An 18,590-nucleotide genomic window follows, 5' to 3' on the forward strand; every position below is an offset into this window, starting at 1 on the left:
TGCATCACGGGCTTTGGCATCACGGCGCTTCAGTCGCAGGGAGGGTGATGGTGAAGGTCGAGCCCTTGCCGGGGCCCTCGCTCTCGGCGGTCACCTCGCCGCCGTGCATGTCGATGATACGCTTGACGATGGAGAGCCCAAGTCCCGTCGAGCTCTCCCCGGCAGTCGGCTTGGCCGACAGCCGCTGGAACCGGCCGAACAGCCGGCCGAGGTCCTCCGGCGACAGCCCGGCGCCCTCGTCGCTGACGCTGACGATGGTGTCGCTGCCCTCGTGGATCACGGTGACGTCGATCTTGCCGCCGATCGGCGAGTATTTGATGGCGTTGCTGATGAGATTGTCGATCGCCTCGCGGATGCGGTCGGTGTCGCACATGGTGACGATGTTGGGCGGCGCGGTGACGCTGATCGCCTGCTGCTTGTTGACCGCGAGCGGCTGGTTGGCCTCGGCGACTTCCTTGACCAGGGCGGCGACGTCGACCGGCTCGCGGCGGATGGTGATGTCGAAGGCATCGGCCATCGCGTCCGAGATCAAATGATCGACCATCGTGGTCAGGCGCTTGGTGGCGTCGCGGATGTGGTCGACCTGGGCGACGACCCCGCTTTCCGAGGCGCCGGTCGAGATCAGCTCCTTGAGCATCTCGGTGCGGCCGAGAATGACGCCGAGCGGGTTCTTCAGGTCGTGCGCGACGGTGCCGAGAATCTCGTTCTTGAAGCCGTTGGCGCGCTGCAGCCGCAGCCATTGCGCCGAGAGGCGGCGGTTGGCCTGCATCAGGGCGCGGGTGCGCTGGGCGACGCGGTCCTCCAGCTGGGTATTGGCGTCCTGCAGCTGCTGGTAGAGGATGACGTTGTCGAAGGCGATCGAGAGCCTGGAGGAGAAGATCTCGACCAGCGAACGGTCGGTCTCCGACAGCTCGCGCTCGGCCTGGAGGAGCACCACGACCTCGCGGCCCGATCCGGTGCGCAAATAGATCACGCTCCGGTGGTCGGCGAATTCGTTCTTGCGGCGCTGGAACGCGGCCTCCACCATCTCGCGCAGCTCGGGGTCGAGCGCCTTCGATGAGGTGGTGCCGATGAAGCGGCTGTAGCAGCCGCTGCCGGCGAGCACCGAGAGCTCGGGGTCGATGCCGCCATTGTCGCGCAGCACCAGGATGCCGGCGCAGTCGACGTTGAGCAGCGAAGCGAGCTGGGTCAGGACGCCCTCAGCGAGCCGCTGCATCGACTTGAAGTCGTACAGCGTGGACGCCGCGTCGATGATGATCTCCAGCCCGCGCCGGGTCTGCACCATGCGCTCAAGCTGCTGGTAGGAGCGCAGCGCCGCGGTCAGCGAGGTGAACAGCTTGTCGGCGGTGAGCTCGGTCTTGGCCTTGTAGTCGTTGATGTCGTACTGCACGATGACGCGCCGCTCCGGCGCCTGGCCGGGCTGGCCGGTGCGCAGGATGATGCGCACGGTCTCGTTCCGGATCTCGTTGCGGATGAACTCGACCAGCTCGAGGCCGGCGACGTCGGTCTCCATGATGACGTCGAGCAGCACGGCGGCGACGTCGCGGTGCTCGGCCATCAGCTTGCGCCCTTCGGCCGCGGAATAGGCCGACAGGATCTCCAGGCTCTGGCCGTTCAGGCTGTAGTCCGACAGCGCGAAACGCGTACCGTCATGCACGGCCGGATCGTCATCGATGACGGCGATCTTCCATTTCCGGGCGTTGCTGTCCTCCGACGCGGTACCGGTGTCGTCGATCAGGTGGAGGACATCGTCCTGTTCGGCCATTGCGAAGATCCGTCACTTTCTGTGCTTTGCGCGCCGCCCTTGGCGACGCGGGGCATGATAATGCGAAAAGTAGTGCCTTGTCCCAGCTTGGATTCCAGCATCATCCGGCCGCCGAGCTGCTGGGTGACGAGGTTATAGACGATATGAAGGCCAAGTCCCGTGCCGCCTTCATTGCGCCGGGTGGTAAAGAAAGGGTCAAAGGCCTGGCGCTGCACGTCCGGGGTCATGCCGGCCCCGTCGTCGGAGAAGCTGATCTCGATGTCCTCGGTGCCGCGCGGCCGCGCCGAGATCGCGATCCGGCCGGCGCGGCCGTCGGCGAAGGCGTGGTTGGCGGCGTTGAGGAAGAGGTTGGTCAGGATCTGGCCGTAGGAGCCGGGATAGCCGTCGAGCAGCAGCCCCTCGGGGACATCGACCTCCAGCGTGATCGGCGAGCGCTTCAGCACCGGCTTGAGGCTGGCGATGATCTGGTCGGTAGCTTCGCTGAGCGAGAACTGCCGCCGCTCGGCATGGGAGCGGTCGACCGCGACCTGCTTGAACGACTGGATCAGCTCGCCGGCGCGGGTCAGGTTGGCGACGAGCTGCTGCGAGGCGTCGCGCGAGGACTGCACGAATTCCTCCAGCTGTGAGCGGCGCAGGCCGCCCTCGCCCTTGAGCTGGGCTTCGAAAATCTCGGTGCGCCGGGCAAAGCTCGAAGCCACCGTCAGGCTGATGCCGATCGGGTTGTTGACCTCGTGCGCGACGCCGGCAACCAGGCCGCCGAGCGCGGCCAGCCGCTCGGCGTCGATCAGGTTCTGCTGCGCGGTGTTGAGCTCGAGCAGGGCGCTCTCGGCCTTTTCCTTGGACGCGCGCAGCTCGTCCTCGGTCCGGCGTTTGGCGATCGCGTTCTCGCGGAACACCTCCACCGCGCGCGCCATGGCCCCGACCTCGTCGCGCGCTTTCGTGCCCTGCACCTCGCGGTCGAGGTCGCCGAGCGTGATCGCCCGCATCGCGGACATGATCTGCTGCAGCGGCAGGCGGATCGACAGCGCGATCAGGACGCCCGCGGTGAGGATGATGCCGAGGAAGATCACCGCGATCGACAGCACCCTGCGTGAGATATCCGCCAGCGTGCGGTCGAACACCTCCTGCGCCTTCTGCTCGCGCTGGCGCATCTTGGTCGAGAGGTCGTCGATGGCGCCGATCGCCTCGGCCTGGCTGGCGTCGATGGTGTTGCGGAGCAGCTCGGTGCGGCTCGCAAGCTGCTCGGAGAGTTTTGCAAAGCCCTCGCGAAGTGCGGCGGTGCGGGCCGCGAGCCGCCGCAAGGCCATCTTCTGCAGGTCGTTGTCGGCGAGATCGATCATGACCGGGATGGTCCTCTCGATCGTCTCGGTATGGCGGCGCGCGTCGTCGGCGGCGCCCGACGACTGCGACAGGTAATAGGAATTGGCCGCGACCAGCATCGCGGTGAAGGCTTCGCGGGATTTGCCGAGCGAGGGCCAGATCAGCGCGTCGCGATGGCCGGTGGCACCCTCGATGATGGAGTAGAGTCCCGCCATGTCCCTGGCCGGGCCCTGCACCTGCTCCTCATAGGTCTTGGCGATGGTGGACTGCACGCTGCGCAGCTCGCCGAAGCCGTTGAGGAAGCGGTCGGTGGTGCGCTCCAGCTCCTCGACCGACCCTGATAGCATCGGGTCCTTGGCGGCGCGGTTGGTCAGCGTGCCCAGCACCGCCTCGCGCAGCAACAGGATCTCGGCGAACAGGTCCGGACTCGGCTGGTTGATGTAGCGGTGGATCAGGTTCTGCAGCCGCCCGGTCTCGCTTTCGAGCAGCGCCAAGATCCGGTCGGACTCGCGCACCTGGCGCACATCGTCCCAGGCCGAGCCGAGCACCTTGGCGCCGTTCCAGATCATCGCCACCAGCACCACGACCACGGCGGAGTTCAGCGCGGCGATCGACAGGATGCGCCAGCGGATCGGCACCGCCCGTAAGAGGCCGACGATGCGCGCGCGCAGCTGCCCGATCGGGCCGGGTGGCTTGTCCGCGTGATCGCTATGTCCAAGCGCAGCCAACAGGCCTCACTCCACCTTGCGAATCCGTTCGATCAGCGCGGCCGCCGCGGGGTCGCGCGCGGCCTTGGCGTAGATTGCGGCCATGGCGTCCTCGAACGGCTTGCGGTCGATGTCCCTGATGATGGTCACGCCGGCTTCCTGCGCTTTGCGCTGCGACTGTTCCTCGAGGTCGCGCCACTTCTCGCGCATGAACCGGCTGGAGCGCTGCGCGGCCTCCTTAAAGATCGTCTGCTCCTCCGCCGACAGGCTGTTCCAGGCCTTCAGAGAGATCACCAGCACCTCCGGGCTCATCGTGTGCTCGGTCAGCGTGTAATGGCCGGCATGCTTGTAATGGTTCGTGGTCACGAAGGATGGCCAGTTGTTTTCGGCGCCGTCGATCAGATGGTTGGCAAGCCCGGTGAGCACCTGCCCGTAGGGCAGCTCGACCGGTTCGGCGCCGAGCGCGCGCATCATCTGGCTCATCAACTCCGACTGCTGCACGCGGATCCGCAATCCCTTGAGGTCCGCGATGGTCTTCACCGGGCGGACCCCGTTATAGATCGAGCGCGCACCCGAATCGTAGAAGGCGAGCCCGACGAAGCCGTAGGGCTCGAAGCTACCGAGGATCTCGCTGCCGACAGGTCCGTCCAGCACCTTCTGCATGTGCTCGATGGACCGGAACAGGAACGGCATCGCCAGCACGTTCATCGCCGGGACGAAATTGCCGATCAGGGCGACATTGGTCCGGTTGAGGTCGATCGCACCGGCCCGGGTCTGCTCGATCGTCTCCTTTTCCTCCCCGAGCTGGCGGGAGTGGAACACCTTGATCTCGTGGCGGCCCTTGGTGCGCTCGGCGATCAGGGCGCCCATGTAGCGCAGCGCCTGGACGGTCGGGTAATCTTCGGCCTGGGTGTCGGCGGCGCGAAATTCGCGCGCAACCGCACTCGTCGCGCGCATGCTCGACGAGACTGCGGCAAGCAGAAGCGCGACGAAGACCACCCCGGTCCGCGAGAGTTCGGCACGGCTCAACACTGGCACACTCAACCCCTCAGTGGTGGAGTCTATGGCGGAAGGAAAAGGTTCAATGCAATCTAAAGCGTTTTCAAGCGAAGTGGATACCGGTTCGCGTAAAGAAAACCCGTCAAATTAATAATTTAGAACCCGTTCCGATCGGAACGGGGCTCCAGCAGAAGTTAAGGGAAGCCCCATCCCGTCCCCGGCCAGCGGGCTGATTGTGCGGCGCGGCCGGCGTTCATTCCCGGTTGAAACGGCCACTGCCGGGCCTTAAGCAGGACAGCCGCCACGTCGACCGCGGCCTGGGAAGAGCCATCCTGATGTCAGCCTTGCGCCTTTTGCAGCTCGTTGCCGCCTTTGCGGCCCTCGCATTGGCCGCCCCTGCGCGGGCTGCCACCGAGATCGCCTGGTGGCACGCCATGTCCGGCGAGCTCGGCCGGCAGCTGGAAAAGCTCGCCGCCGACTTCAACGCCTCGCAATCCGATTACCGCATCGTGCCCGTCTACAAGGGCAATTACACCGAGACGGTGACGGCGGCGATCTTCGCCTTCCGTTCGCGCACCCAGCCCGCCATCGTCCAGGTCAACGAGGTCGCCACCGCCACCATGACCGCGGCCAAGGGCGCGATCTATCCGGTGTTCAGCCTGATGCGGGACCAGGGCGAGCCGTTCTCGCTCAGTGATTATCTGCCCGCGGTCTCCGGCTATTACACCGATGCGGCCGGCAATCTGTTGTCCTTTCCGTTCAATTCCTCGACGCCGATCCTCTATTACAACAAGACCATGTTCCGCGACGCCGGCCTCGATCCGGAGGCGCCGCCGAAGACCTGGCCGGAACTGGGAGCGGTCGCCAAGCGCCTGCGCGACCGCGGCGCTGCTTGCGGCTTCACCACGTCCTGGCCGTCCTGGATCCATGTCGAGAATTTCGCCGCCTTCCACAATCTGCCGCTGGCCACCCGCACCAACGGCTTTGCAGGCCTCGATGCGGAATTGACCATCAACAATCCGATCGTGGTCAAGCACGTCGGCCAGCTTGCCGAGTGGCAAAAGACAAAACTGTTCGACTATAGCGGCCGCGGCCAGTCGGCCGAGCCGCGATTCCAGAAAGGCGAATGCGGCATCTTCATCGGCTCCTCGGCCACGCGGGCCGACATCAAGGCGAATTCGAAGTTCGAGATCGGCTACGGCATGATGCCCTATTGGCCCGACGTGAAGGGCGCGCCGCAGAACTCGATCATCGGCGGCGCCACGCTGTGGGTGCTGCGCGACCGTCCGCGCGAGGAATACAAGGGCGTGGCGCGCTTCTTCGCCTATCTGTCCCAGCCCGGCGTGCAGGCCGCCTGGCACCAGAACACCGGCTATCTCCCCGTGACCCGCGCCGCCTTCGAGCTGACGCGCTCGCAAGGCTTCTACGAGCGCAATCCGGGCTCGGCGATCTCGTTCGAGCAGATCACGCTCAATCCGCCGACTGAGAACTCCAAGGGCATCCGGCTCGGCTCCTTCATCCTGATCCGCGGCGTGATCGAGGACGAGCTCGAGCAGGCCTTCGCCGGCCACAAGAGCGCGCAATCAGCACTCGATTCCGCCGTCGAGCGCGGCAACAAGCTCTTGCGCCAGTTCGAGCGCGCCAGTCCGGACAGGTAGGGTGGCTGCGCTGCGAATGAAGCTTGATGTTGGCGCGCACGATCTTTCCACCGCGTCATGGCCGGGCTTGTCCCGGCCATCCACGCCTTGCCACGCGGTACGAAGAACGTGGATGCCCGGGACACGCCCGGGCATGACGAACTCAAACGCATAAAGCACGCGATGTCGCTGACATTGCCTCACCTCGCCGACGCCGCAAGCTTCCGCGCTTTCCGCTCCGCGTCCACGCAATGGCTGCCGATCGCCCTCGACATCGCACGTAGCCATGGCCTCGATGCCGGCTCGCCGCATGTGTTTGCGACCGGCACCAATCTCGTGGTCGGCCTCGGCGAGACGCTGATCCTGAAGATCTTTCCGCCGCTGCTCGCAGCGCAATTCGTCTCGGAGCGCGCGTCGCTGGCGCAGCTCAAAGGCCGTCTGCACCTGCCGATCCCCGAGATCGTCGCGGAGGGGATGCGCGACGGCTGGCTCTATCTCGTCATCACGCGCCTTGCCGGCACGCTGGGTTCGGAGGTCTGGCCATCACTGCCGGAGCCGCAGAAGGAGCGGCTGCTGCGCCAGATCGGCGAGACCATTGCGAGCGTGCAGCGCGCGCCGCTTGGACCGCTCGCGCATATCGAGCCGCGCTGGGACGCGTTCTTGCGCCGGCAGATGCAGGCTTGCCGCGCGCGGCACGAGCGTCTCGGCCTCGCACCAAAATTCCTCGAGGGCCTCGACGACTTCCTGCGCGATGCCGCAAAGCTGATCCCGATGGACGCGCCGCCGGTGATCCTGATCGGTGAATACATCCCCGAGAACTTTCTGCTCGCCTGTGACGACGGCCAATGGTCGCTCGGCGGCCTGTTCGATTTCGGCGACGTGCTCACGGGGTGGCGCGATTACGATCTGCTCGGCCCCAGCGCCTTCATGGCGGCGGGCCGTCCGGGCAGAGTGAATAGCCTGCTCGAAGGCTTTGGCTATACGACACTGGATTTTACCCTCAAGCGCCGCCTGATGGCCCTGATGCTGCTGCACCGCGCCAGCGACCTGAACAGCCACATCTGCATCGAGGGCTGGCAGGAGCGGGCGGATGATCTGGTTGAGCTGCAGGAGTTGATCTGGCCCAACTGAGTGCCCCCTCCGTCATTCCGGGGCGCCGCGCAGCGGCGAGCCCGGAATCCATTGTGCCGCGCGTTCTGCCGCCCGATGGATTCCGGGTTCGATGCTGCGCATCGCCCCGGAATGACTCTGGGGGCAGGGGCGAGCGCCGGCGGCTGCCTCCATAATGATCCCTCAAGTCGATCAGCCTAAGTTTTACGCAATTGTGCGTCTTTGTATGCAATTGCGCGTTGCGGTGCAGAGTGCTGAGAACAGGAATAATTTGTGATATCAGCGGCTTAGATGGACTTTAGTCTTCCGTTAAGCCTTGGCACAAACCTTGCGAATCCAGTTCCAGCTAAAAACTTTGTGTTGGAGCGATTTCATGAAGCGCCGCGATTTCCTCAAATCCGTTTCCGGGTTGGCCGCTGGCGCGGCGCTCCCGGCCATGCCGTCCGTGATCTCCCCGGCCAAGGCCGATGCCCGCTCGGAGACCTTGCTGATCGTTTCCGAAGGCGGCCCGAACAATCTCGACATCCATGGCATCGGCACCAACGTGCCCGGCTATGAAGTCTCCTGGAATTGCTACGACCGCCTGATCAGCCACGAGATGAAGAGCGGTCCCGGCGGCGTGCCCTATTACGACCGCGACAAGTTCAAGGGCGAGCTCGCCGAGGATTTCAAGGTCGACGACATGTCGGTCACCTTCAAGCTGAAGAAGAACGCCAAATTCCACGACGGCGCGCCTGTTACCGCGAAAGACGTGAAATGGTCGCTCGACCGCGCCGTCAGCGTCGGCGGCTTCCCGACCTTCCAGATGAGCGCGGGTTCGCTCACCAAGGCCGAGCAATTCGTCGTGGTCGACGATCACACCGTGCGCGTCGACTTCCTGAAGAAGGACAAGCTGACGATCCCCGATCTCGCCGTGATCGTGCCCTGCATCGTCAATTCCGAGCTGGTGAAGAAGAATGCCAGCGAGAAGGATCCCTGGGGCCTCGAGTTTACAAAACAGCAGACCGCCGGCTCCGGCGCCTACAAGGTGACGAAGTGGACCGCCGGCACCGAAGTGATCATGGAGCGCAATGAGGATTGGGTCGGCGGTCCGCTTCCCAAGATCAAGCGCGTGATCTGGCGCATGGTGCCGCAGGCCGGCAACCGCCGTGCACTGCTCGAGCGCGGCGATGCCGACATCTCCTATGAGCTGCCGTTCAAGGATTTCCAGGAGATGAAGGCGAACGGCAAGCTCAACGTGGTGTCGCTGCCGTTCTCCAACGGCATCCAGTATATCGGCATGAACGTCACCAAGCCGCCGTTCGATAACGTCAAGGTGCGACAGGCCATCGCCTATGCGTTGCCGTACCAGAAGATCATGGACGCCGTGCTGTTCGGTCTCGGCAATCCCATGTTCGGCGCAAAGGACAAGGCCACCGAAGTCGCCTGGCCGCAGCCGCACAAGTACAACACCGACATGGAGAAGGCGAAGGCCCTGCTGGCTGAAGCCGGTTACGCCAACGGCTTCGAGACCACGATCTCGTTCGATCTCAACTTCGCCGGCGTCAACGAACCGCTCTGCATCCTCGTGCAGGAGAGCCTCGCCCAGCTCGGCATCAAGACCACCATCAACAAGGTGCCAGGCGCCAACTGGCGCACCGAGCTCAACAAGAAGGAGATGCCGCTGTTCACCAACGTGTTCTCGGGCTGGCTCGATTACCCCGAGTACTTCTTCTACTGGTGCTATCACGGCAACAACTCTGTCTTCAACACCATGAGCTACAAGTCGGCGGCGATGGACAAGTTCATCGACGGTGCGCGCACGGCGGCCGCCACCGGCGACAAGGCCGCTTACGATGCCGACGTGAAGGGCTTCGTCGATCTCGCCTTCGCCGACGTCCCGCGCATCCCGCTCTACCAGCCCTTCGTCAACGTCGCGATGCAGAAGAACATCAGCGGCTACCAATACTGGTTCCACCGCAGGCTCGATTATCGCGCGATGGCGAAGGGGTAAGGGGTCATGAGTGAGGTGCGCACGCCTCTCTCATTCCCTCTCCCCTTGTGGGAGAGGGTGGCTCGCCGCGTAGCGGCGAGACGGGTGAGGGGTAGCCACGAACTCCGATCTCGTTTGTCGCTACCCCTCACCCCAACCCTCTCCCACAAGGGGAGAGGGGGCGCAGCGGCGCAAGCCGTGCGAGCTTGTTCCCAATCGGAATGCGGAAGGAGGTTGCTATGCTGACCATGATCGGCAAGCGCCTGATGTTCGCGATTCCCTCGCTGATCGGCGTCGTCATCGTCACCTTCCTGCTGACGCGCGCGCTGCCGGGCGATCCCGCGGCATACTTCGCCGGCCCCGCCGCGACCAAGGAAGCCGTCGAGCAGATCCGGAAAAAACTCGGCTTGGACAAGCCGCTGGTCGAACAGTTCTTCCGCTATGCCAACGATCTCGCGCACGGCGATTTCGGCAACTCGCTGACGACGGGCCAGCCGGTCGCGACCGAGATCCGCAACCGCCTGCCGGCCTCAGCCGAGCTGACGCTGCTCGGCCTGTTCGTGTCCGTTGCGATCGCCATTCCGCTCGGCGTGCTGGCGGCAACGCGGCCGGGATCATGGATCGACCATCTCTGCCGGGTCACGACCACGGCCGGCGTGTCGCTGCCGGTGTTCTTCACCGGCCTCGTGCTGGTCTATGTCTTCTACTTCCGGCTCGGCTGGTCGCCGGCGCCGCTCGGCCGTCTCGACGTGTTCTACAGCGCGCCGCCGACGGTGACAGGCTTCTATCTGATCGACACCCTGATCGCGCGCGATCTCGAGGCGTTCCGCTCGGCGCTGAGCCAGCTCATTCTTCCCGCAACGACGCTCGCAATCTTCTCGCTGGCGCCGATCGCGCGCATGACGCGCGCGTCGATGCTCGCGGTGCTCGCATCCGAATTCGTCCGCACCGCGCGCGCCAGCGGCCTGTCGCCGGCAACCGTGATCGTCACCTACGCGTTCCGCAACGCGATGCTACCGGTCATCACCACGCTCAGCATGGTGTTCTCGTTCCTGCTGGGCGCCAACGTGCTGGTCGAGAAAGTGTTCGCATGGCCGGGCATCGGCTCCTACGCGGTGGAGGCGCTGATCTCCTCGGACTTCGCGCCGGTGCAGGGTTTCGTGCTGACCATGGCGGTGATGTACGTGCTGCTCAATCTGATCATCGACATTTTGTACGGCGTGATCGATCCGCGCGTGCGGTTGGAGGGCTAGCGCATGATCCGGAAAAGTGGAGACCGGTTTTCCGATCAGATCATGCGCAAAAGGAGAGGCACATGAGCTCCGTAGCGCCTGCTGTTGAACCTGTCGGCCCCGCCCGCACGTCAGGCCTCGTCGCGATCCTTGAACAGACCCGCTATGTCCTCGGCGAGAACAAGGTCACGGGCTTTGCCTTTGCGTTGCTCCTGATCATCGTGTTCGCCGCGCTGTTCGGCCCTTACGTGGTGCCGTACGATCCGCTCGCCTCGGATACGGCCGCTGCGTTGAAACCGCCGTCGGCGGCGCACTGGTTCGGCACCGACCAGCTGGGCCGCGACATCTTCAGCCGTGTCATCGTCGCCACGCGCCTCGACTTCTTCATCGCGATCGCGTCGGTTGCTCTGGTGTTCCTGATGGGCGGCCTTGCCGGCATCGCGGCCGGCTATTTCGGCGGCTGGACCGACCGCGTCGTCGGCCGCATCGCCGATACCATCATGGCCTTCCCGCTGTTCGTGCTGGCGATGGGCATCGTCGCCGCGCTCGGCAACACCGTGCAGAACATCATCCTGGCCACCGCGATCGTGAACTTCCCGCTCTATGCCCGCGTCGCCCGCGCGGAAGCCAATGTCCGCCGCAATGCCGGCTTCGTGCAGGCCGCGCGTCTCTCCGGCAATGGCGAGTTCCGCATCCTCCTGGTGCACATCCTGCCGAACATCATGCCGATCATGATCGTGCAGATGTCGCTGACCATGGGCTACGCCATCCTCAACGCCGCCGGCCTGTCCTTCATCGGCCTCGGCGTCCGTCCGCCGACCGCCGAATGGGGCATCATGGTCGCCGAAGGCGCCGGCTTCATGGTGTCGGGCGAATGGTGGATCGCGCTCTTCCCAGGCCTTGCCCTGATGATCGCCGTGTTCTGCTTCAACCTCCTCGGCGACGGCCTGCGCGATATCGTCGATCCCCAGCGGAGGACGTGATGGCAGACGTAGGTCAGAAATTCTCCAATGATTTCAGTCGCCATTCTACTGTGCATGGGGTTGTTTTTGAACTTTTGAACGGCGGGAGACCGGCATGACCGCCCAGCCGCTGCTCGACGTCCAGGACCTCACGGTCGAATTCACCACCCGACGCGGCATCGTCAAGGCGGTGCAGCACGTCAACATCTCCGTCGCCAAGGGCGAGACGCTCGCCATCGTCGGCGAATCCGGCTCCGGCAAGTCGGTGACATCCTACGCGGTGATGCGCATTCTCGACCGCGCCGGCAAGATCGCCGAGGGCTCGGTGATGTTCTCCGGCATCGACGTCAAGGCGGCGACCGAAGACCAGATGCGGGACTTGCGCGGCCGCGAAGTCTCGATGATCTTCCAGAACCCGCGCGCCGCTCTGAACCCGATCCGCAAAGTCGGCGACCAGATCGAGGACGTGCTGCGCACCCATGTGCAGCAGGCCCAGGTCGCCGACCACGGCGAGAAGGCGATCGAGGCGCTCGAGCAGGTTAAGATCGCCCGCCCACGCGAGCGGTATCACGCCTATCCGTTCGAGCTGTCGGGCGGCATGTGCCAGCGCGTCGTCATCGCGCTCGCGCTGGCCTGCAATCCGCAGCTGCTCATCGCCGACGAGCCGACGACCGGATTGGATGTCACCACGCAGAAGGCGGTGATGGACCTGATCGTCGAACTGACGAAACGCCGCGCGATGTCGACCATCCTGATCACGCACGATCTTGGCCTCGCTGCCGCCTATTGCGACCGCGTCGTCGTGATGGAGAAGGGCCGAGTCGTCGAGACCGCCACGGCGGCGGATATCTTCGCGAACCCGCAGCACCCCTACACCAAAAAACTGATGCGCGCGACGCCGCGGCTCGGGGTGAGCTTGCGCGATCTGCTGCCGGAGGAAGAGGCCGGAGCGTCGCAATCCCCACCCGTCAAGGCCGCGCCTGACCCGGCCATCCATCACACTTCGAAAGACGCCTCTCCCTCGATGGACCCCCGGGTCAAGCCCGGGGGTGACGAGAGTGCAAAGCCCCTTCTCCTCGTCGACAAGCTCGTCAAGGAATATCCCCGCCAGGGCGCGACCGCCGTGCTCGGCAAGCTGTTCGGCCGCAAGCCGCCGGTCGAGCCGGACGTGTTCCGCGCCGTCGACGGCATCTCCTTTGCGATCGGTCATGGCGAGAGCGTCGGTCTGGTCGGCGAATCCGGCTGCGGCAAATCGACCACGTCGATGATGGTGATGCGTCTGCTCGACCAGACCTCCGGCCTGATCCAGTTCGACAGCGAGAACATTTCCGGCATTGCTCCTGCCGCCTTCGCCCGGCTGCCGCAGCGCAGCCGCATCCAGATGGTGTTCCAGGACCCGACCGACAGCCTCAACCCGCGCTTCACCGCCGCGCGCGCGATCGCCGACCCGATCATGCAGCTTGGCGATATCAAGGGCCGCGACGCGCTCCGCGCCCGCTGCGAGGAACTCGCCACCATGGTCGGTCTGCCGCACAATCTGCTCGACCGCTTCCCGCACCAATTGTCCGGCGGCCAGAAGGCCCGCGTCGGTATCGCCCGGGCGATCGCGCTGCATCCCAAGCTCGTCATCCTGGACGAGCCGACCGCGGCGCTGGACGTCTCCGTGCAGGCTGTCGTCCTCAACCTGCTGCAGGACCTCAAGGCGAGGCTAGGTATGAGTTATCTGTTCGTCTCGCATGATTTGAACGTGGTGCGCTTGTTGTGCGATCGTGTCATTGTGATGCGGACCGGACGGATCGTCGAGGAGGGCTCTTCCGAGCAGGTTCTCGGCGATCCCAAGGACGACTACACCAAGGAGCTGCTGACGGCGATCCCGCATCCGCCGTTGCCGACACACTAAGACTGCACTGATTGCTTGAGAGCGTGATGGCCGAACCCCTGGACGATTATATCGACGCCGTGTCGAAGGCGCTGGCGCTGCCGATCGAGGAGGCCTGGCGGCCTGCCGTTCGCGCCAACCTCGAGGTCTCGCTGCGGCTTGGCCGTCTGGTCGACGAATTCGCGCTGCCGGACGAGACCGAGCCGGCGCCGATCTTCACGGCCTGACGCCATGTCTGCCAAGCCAGAGATGACGGCCTCCGAGATCGCAAGTGCGGTTGCGGGGCGCAAGATGTCCGCGCTCGATGCCACCGAAGCCGCGCTCGCGCGCATCGAGCGGCATGACGGCATCCTCAATTCCTTCACCGACGTCACCGCCGAACGCGCCCGCGCGAAAGCGCGCGCGATCGATGCCGACATCGCCGCGGGCAGGAAAGTCGGTCCGCTCGCCGGCGTCCCCTTCGCCGTCAAGAACCTGTTCGATGTGGCGGGCCTTTCAACGCGCGCCGGCTCGAAGATCAACCGCGACCTCGCGCCCGCCAGGCGCGATGCGACCTTGATCGAGCGGATGGAGGCGGCCGGCGCCGTTCTCGTCGGCGCGCTCAACATGGGCGAATACGCCTACGATTTCACGGGCGAGAACATCCACGACGGTCCCTCGCGCAATCCGCACGACACCACGCGGATGAGCGGCGGCTCCTCCGGCGGCTCGGGCAGCGCCGTCGGCGGCGCGCTGGTGCCGATCGCGCTCGGCTCCGACACCAACGGCTCAATCCGCGTGCCGTCGTCCTTCTGTGGCATCTTCGGCCTGAAGCCGACCTATGGCCGGCTGTCACGTGCGCGCTCCTTCCCGTTCGTGGCGAGCCTCGATCATCTCGGCCCGTTCGCGCGCTCCGTCGCCGATCTCGCGCTCGCCTATGACGCGATGCAGGGTCCGGATGCCGACGACGGCGCCTGCACTACGCGCGGGTTGGAGCCCGTCACGCCGCGGCTCGATGAGTCCATCTCCGGCCTGCGCGTTGCGATCGCCGGCGGCCACTTCCAGAAGAACGTGTTTCCGGAAGCGGTCGAAGCCGTCAGCCGCGTCGCCAAGGCGCTGGGCGCAACGCAAGTGGTGGATGTTCCCGAAGCATCGCGCGCCCGTGCCGCCGCCTATGTCATCACCACCACTGAAGGCGCTTCGCTCCATCTCGATCGCCTGCGCAAGCGCCCTGGCGATTTCGACCCGGCGGTGCGCGACCGGCTGATCGCGGGCGCCATGGTGCCGGCCCCGCTGGTCGACCGCGCCCAGAAATTCCGCCGCTGGTATCGCGCGCAGCTTGCCGAGATCTTTCGGTCGGTCGACGTGCTGCTGGCGCCGGCGACGCCCTGCACCGCGCCGAAGCTCGGCCAGGTCAATTTCAATCTCGACGGCGTCGATTTGCCGGTGCGCGCCAATATCGGCATCCACACCCAGCCGATCTCCTTCATCGGCCTGCCGGTGGTCGCGGTCCCCGTGCCGCTCGAGCCGCTGCCGATCGGCGTGCAGATCATTTGTGCGCCCTGGCGCGAGGACATCGCGCTGCGCGTCGCGCACGCATTGGAGAAGATGGGCGTCGTCGCTGCGCCCGCGCCGAGAGGGTTCTAAGATGCAGATCGATCTCCCCGAGGTGATCGCGGAAGTCAAAGCCGCGTTCGAGCGCTATGAGCAAGCCCTCGTCAGCAACGACGTCGCCGTGCTCGGCGAGCTCTTCCGCAACGATCCGCGCACCTTGCGCTACGGCATCGGCGAGAACCTCTATGGCTACGAGGCAATCTCCGGTTTCCGCGCCGGCCGTTCGCCGGTCGGGCTGAACCGCCGCACCGCCAAAACCGTGATCACCAGCTATGGCCGCGACACGGCCGTGGCGTCCACCTTGTTCTATCGCGATACGGCTCCCGGCAAGGTCGGCCGGCAGATGCAGACGTGGATACGTTTCCCGGAGGGCTGGCGCGTCGTTGCCGCTCATGTCAGCATCATCGAGGAGCCGAAAGAGACCGTATGACGCTTGATGATCTTCCGCAGGGCGCATTGCCGGCCGAGCCGGTGGTGCCGCGCGTCGACCGTGCATCGCCGTCGCTGCTGAAGGTCACGCGCGCCGAGGAGCTGCGGCTGCAGCTTGCCGACGAGATCGTGCGGGGAACGCTGGCACCGGGCTCGCCGCTGGACGAGACCGACATCGCGCGGCGCTTCAACGTCTCGCGCACGCCGGTACGCGAGGCACTGCGCCAATTGGTGGCGAGCGGCCTCGTCGAGGCGCGGCCGCATCGCGGCGCCGTGGTGGCGCGGCCATCCGTCGAGCGGCTGAAAGGCATGTTCGAGGCGATGGCGGAGCTCGAGGCCTTGTGCGCCGGTCTTGCCGCCGAACGCATGTCGGCGGCGGAGCGTCACGGCCTGGAGGCCGTCCACGAGGAGCTGCGGGTGCTGAGCTACACCGGCAATCCCGAGCGCTTCCACGAGGTCAACGAGCGCTTCCACAACGCGCTCTATGCCGGCTCGCAGAACGGCTACATCGCCGAGATCACGCTCGCGACCCGCGTCCGCGTGCAGCCGTTCCGCCGCGCCCAGTTTCGCAATCTCGGCCGTCTCGCCAAGTCGCAGGCCGAGCACGACCGCGTCGTCGTCGCCATCATGCGCGGCGACAAGCAGGGTGCCGCCGCCGCCATGCGTGCGCATATCGAGCTGGTGCGCGGGGAGTATGAGATCTACGCGGTGTCGGTGTGAGTTGCGTGTTCACCACGAGGTGAAGGAGAGGCGTCGGTTCTCAGGAACCCGGCTTTGCACCGATCGTTTCCTCCCATCGATCCGATAAGGAGAAAACACCATGGCCTCCTCCGAGAAAGATCCGCGCCATCACACCCAGAAGATGAAGCAGCGTCTACAGGAGACGGTGACGCATCTGCGCGAAGACATCCGCAAGGTCGACGAGCCCCAGCTCACCGCGATGTTCGAAACGTCCGCAGAGGTGCTGTCCGGCCTCGTCAAGGCGTTCGACGATTACGAGAAGAAGAACGAAGCCGCCTGGCGCAAGCCGGTGTAAGGCCGCGGTCGCTGTCTACGCCGTCGTAGCTTCAGCCATAAACTTCCGCCAGCCGCCATACGCCGTGATGTCCCGCGCATCGCCCAGCACTTCCGGCTCGACGAGGAATCCCTTCACGCTGCGTCCGTCGGCGAGCCTGATTGTGCCGATCGCCATCGGCGCGGGGATCGCGTTGACGAACTTGCCGAAGGCGGACGACGACAACGACCAGATCTCCAGCTCGATGGCAGCGCCTTTGCTGGCCTCAACGCGCAGCATGCCCGGCTTCGGCGGCGTCGTCTTGAGCGCATAGAGCTTGTAGTCGGGCGCGGTCTTCGTCGCCTCGATCAGCTTTCCGTTCAGCGCCGTCAGCTCGCCGTTCAGCGCCATGCCAGTGAGATGCGCGCCGACCACCGCAATCGGGATTTCATCGCCATTGCTTGCGGGCAGTGGCGCGAGCGGGGCCTGTGCCACACCTTTCGCGCCGACCGTCAGTTTGGTATCGGCATGGAACACCCGGCCGATGCTCGCGAGCAGCGCGTCGCGCCCTGCGGGCGCCAGCAGAGTGATGCCGAACGGAATTCCGTCGCTGCGCATCGCAGCCGGCACAGCGAGACCGCAGAGGTCGAGCAGGTTCACGAAATTGGTGTAGGTGCCGAGCCGGCTGTTGAGCTCGATCGGATTGGCCAGCACCTGCGCGGTCGTATAGGCCGTCGGCGCCGTCGGCAGCACCAGCGCGTCGATGTTGGCGAACGTGCGCTCGGCGATCTTGCGCAGGCCCTGCAGGCGATAGAGCGCCGAGAAGGTTTCCGCCGCGGTCAGCCGCGCGCCGGCCGCGGTGATCTCCCGCGTGACGGGGTGGATCGTGTCTGGCGCGGACGCCAGCAGGTTCTTGATCACGAGGTAACGCTCGGCGACCCAGGGGCCCTCATAGAGCAGCCGCGCCGTCTCGTAGAACGGCTCGAGGTCGAACTCGACCAGCTTTGCCCCGAGCGCGGTCCATCGCTTCAGCGCATCGTTGTAGGCGGCTTCCGCTTTCTTGTCGCCGAAGAAGATCAGCTGGCCGTTGCGCGGCACACCCAAGCGCAGGTTTGCCGGCATCGGCGTGATCGCGCCGAACGGCCGGTCGCGCGAGAATGGATCGGCCTGGTCGGGGCCGGCCATCACCGACAGCGCGAGCGCGGCATCGGCCACCGTCAGTGCGAACACCGAGATGCAGTCGAGCGTGCGGCAGGCCGGTACCAGGCCTGCGGTGGAGATCATGCCGAGGCTCGGCTTCAGCCCGACGATGTTATTGAGCATCGCCGGCACGCGGCCCGAGCCGGCGGTATCCGTGCCGAGCGACAACGGCACGAGCCCGGCGCCGACCGCAGTGGCCGAGCCCGAGCTCGAGCCGCCGGGAATGAGATCCTCGCGGATCGAATTCCGGGGAATGCCGTAGGGCGAGCGGACGCCGACGAGGCCGGTCGCGAACTGGTCGAGATTGGTCTTGCCGATGATGATCGCCCCCGCTGCGCGCAGGCGCTCGACGGCGGTCGAGTCGTGCGTGGGCGTGTAGGAGAAAGCCGGGCAGGCCGCGGTGGTAGGGAAGCCCAGCGCGTCGATATTGTCCTTCACCGCGACCGGCACGCCGTAAAGCGGCAGGCTGGCAGCATCCGCCCGGGCCGCGAGCTTCTCTGCTTCCGCGATCGCGTCCTTCTCGTCGCGCAGGCTGATGAACACGGCAGGATCGTCGTGATCGCGGATGCGCTGATAGGTCCGCGCGACCGTCTGCGCCGGCGTCAGCGTCCCCGCGCGGTGCGCGGCCACAATCGCGGCGATCGTTTCAGGCTGCTCGGCCCCCATGGCGGCAAAACTCCGGCAATTCGTCCTCGCCCGGAGTGAAGCAAGCGATGTGCCATTGTGTGCAGAATCCGGGCAGGATGATCGTGCCGGATCCTATCGTGCGATCAGTGGCTTGGGGGACATTT

15 protein-coding genes are annotated in these 18,590 nt (G+C 65.5%); 11 read left to right on the forward strand and 4 right to left on the reverse strand.

The window, feature by feature from the left end; genetic code table 11:
- Nucleotides 1-19: 19 nt before the first annotated feature.
- Genes I6F20_RS25830 through I6F20_RS25840 form a run of 3 tightly spaced genes read right to left on the reverse strand, consistent with a single transcriptional unit; the run spans nt 20 to nt 4,830 of the window.
- Nucleotides 20-1,765: an ATP-binding response regulator gene (locus I6F20_RS25830; RefSeq protein ID WP_225128430.1), complete on the reverse strand. Its 1,746-nt coding sequence runs from the start codon at nt 1,763-1,765 to the stop codon at nt 20-22.
- Nucleotides 1,735-3,765 (reverse strand): sensor histidine kinase, encoded by a 2,031-nt coding sequence (locus tag I6F20_RS25835; protein ID WP_225128589.1) that lies wholly within the window; start codon nt 3,763-3,765, stop codon nt 1,735-1,737. The genes I6F20_RS25830 and I6F20_RS25835 overlap by 31 nt, the downstream gene beginning before the upstream one ends.
- Nucleotides 3,766-3,819: 54 nt before the next feature.
- Complete coding sequence (locus I6F20_RS25840) at nt 3,820-4,830, reverse strand: TRAP transporter substrate-binding protein (protein ID WP_057028609.1); 1,011 nt, start codon at nt 4,828-4,830, stop codon at nt 3,820-3,822.
- Between the two features lie 296 nt (nt 4,831-5,126).
- On the opposite strand from I6F20_RS25840, the gene ugpB reads away from it, so the two are divergent.
- From ugpB to I6F20_RS25895, 11 genes are all read left to right on the forward strand, one after another.
- On the forward strand, nt 5,127-6,449 hold the full coding sequence (gene ugpB, locus I6F20_RS25845; RefSeq protein WP_225128432.1) for a sn-glycerol-3-phosphate ABC transporter substrate-binding protein UgpB: 1,323 nt from the start codon (nt 5,127-5,129) through the stop codon (nt 6,447-6,449).
- A gap of 162 nt (nt 6,450-6,611) precedes the next feature.
- Complete coding sequence (locus tag I6F20_RS25850) at nt 6,612-7,559, forward strand: aminoglycoside phosphotransferase family protein (protein ID WP_225128433.1); 948 nt, start codon at nt 6,612-6,614, stop codon at nt 7,557-7,559.
- A 352-nt stretch (nt 7,560-7,911) separates the two neighbouring features.
- Nucleotides 7,912-9,531 (forward strand): ABC transporter substrate-binding protein, encoded by a 1,620-nt coding sequence (locus I6F20_RS25855; protein ID WP_225128434.1) that lies wholly within the window; start codon nt 7,912-7,914, stop codon nt 9,529-9,531.
- Between the two features lie 218 nt (nt 9,532-9,749).
- Nucleotides 9,750-10,763 carry an ABC transporter permease gene (locus I6F20_RS25860; protein WP_225128435.1) on the forward strand — a complete coding sequence of 338 codons (1,014 nt, stop codon included), beginning with the start codon at nt 9,750-9,752 and terminating at the stop codon, nt 10,761-10,763.
- A 62-nt stretch (nt 10,764-10,825) separates the two neighbouring features.
- Nucleotides 10,826-11,725, forward strand: a complete 900-nt coding sequence (locus I6F20_RS25865; protein WP_225128436.1) for an ABC transporter permease — start codon at nt 10,826-10,828, stop codon at nt 11,723-11,725.
- A 94-nt stretch (nt 11,726-11,819) separates the two neighbouring features.
- A complete protein-coding gene (locus I6F20_RS25870) occupies nt 11,820-13,604 on the forward strand; it encodes a dipeptide ABC transporter ATP-binding protein (RefSeq protein ID WP_225128437.1) in 1,785 nt (594 codons plus the stop codon).
- A 26-nt stretch (nt 13,605-13,630) separates the two neighbouring features.
- Nucleotides 13,631-13,810, forward strand: coding sequence for a DUF4089 domain-containing protein (locus I6F20_RS25875; RefSeq protein ID WP_036001861.1), 180 nt, complete (start codon nt 13,631-13,633; stop codon nt 13,808-13,810).
- Between the two features lie 4 nt (nt 13,811-13,814).
- Nucleotides 13,815-15,209 (forward strand): AtzE family amidohydrolase, encoded by a 1,395-nt coding sequence (locus tag I6F20_RS25880; protein ID WP_225128438.1) that lies wholly within the window; start codon nt 13,815-13,817, stop codon nt 15,207-15,209.
- A gap of 1 nt (nt 15,210) precedes the next feature.
- Nucleotides 15,211-15,606: an oxalurate catabolism protein HpxZ gene (hpxZ, locus tag I6F20_RS25885; RefSeq protein ID WP_057028479.1), complete on the forward strand. Its 396-nt coding sequence runs from the start codon at nt 15,211-15,213 to the stop codon at nt 15,604-15,606.
- Complete coding sequence (locus tag I6F20_RS25890) at nt 15,603-16,325, forward strand: GntR family transcriptional regulator (RefSeq protein WP_225128439.1); 723 nt, start codon at nt 15,603-15,605, stop codon at nt 16,323-16,325. The genes hpxZ and I6F20_RS25890 overlap by 4 nt, the downstream gene beginning before the upstream one ends.
- A gap of 100 nt (nt 16,326-16,425) precedes the next feature.
- Entirely contained in the window at nt 16,426-16,641 is a 216-nt protein-coding gene (locus I6F20_RS25895; RefSeq protein WP_225113424.1) for a hypothetical protein, read from the forward strand.
- Nucleotides 16,642-16,656: 15 nt separating this feature from the next.
- Here the strand turns inward: I6F20_RS25895 and atzF are convergent, their stop codons facing one another.
- Nucleotides 16,657-18,465: an allophanate hydrolase gene (gene atzF, locus I6F20_RS25900; RefSeq protein ID WP_225128442.1), complete on the reverse strand. Its 1,809-nt coding sequence runs from the start codon at nt 18,463-18,465 to the stop codon at nt 16,657-16,659.
- Between the last annotated feature and the right edge of the window lie 125 nt (nt 18,466-18,590).

This window comes from Bradyrhizobium sp. IC3123 (genome assembly GCF_020193625.1).
GTDB lineage: Bacteria > Pseudomonadota > Alphaproteobacteria > Rhizobiales > Xanthobacteraceae > Bradyrhizobium > Bradyrhizobium yuanmingense.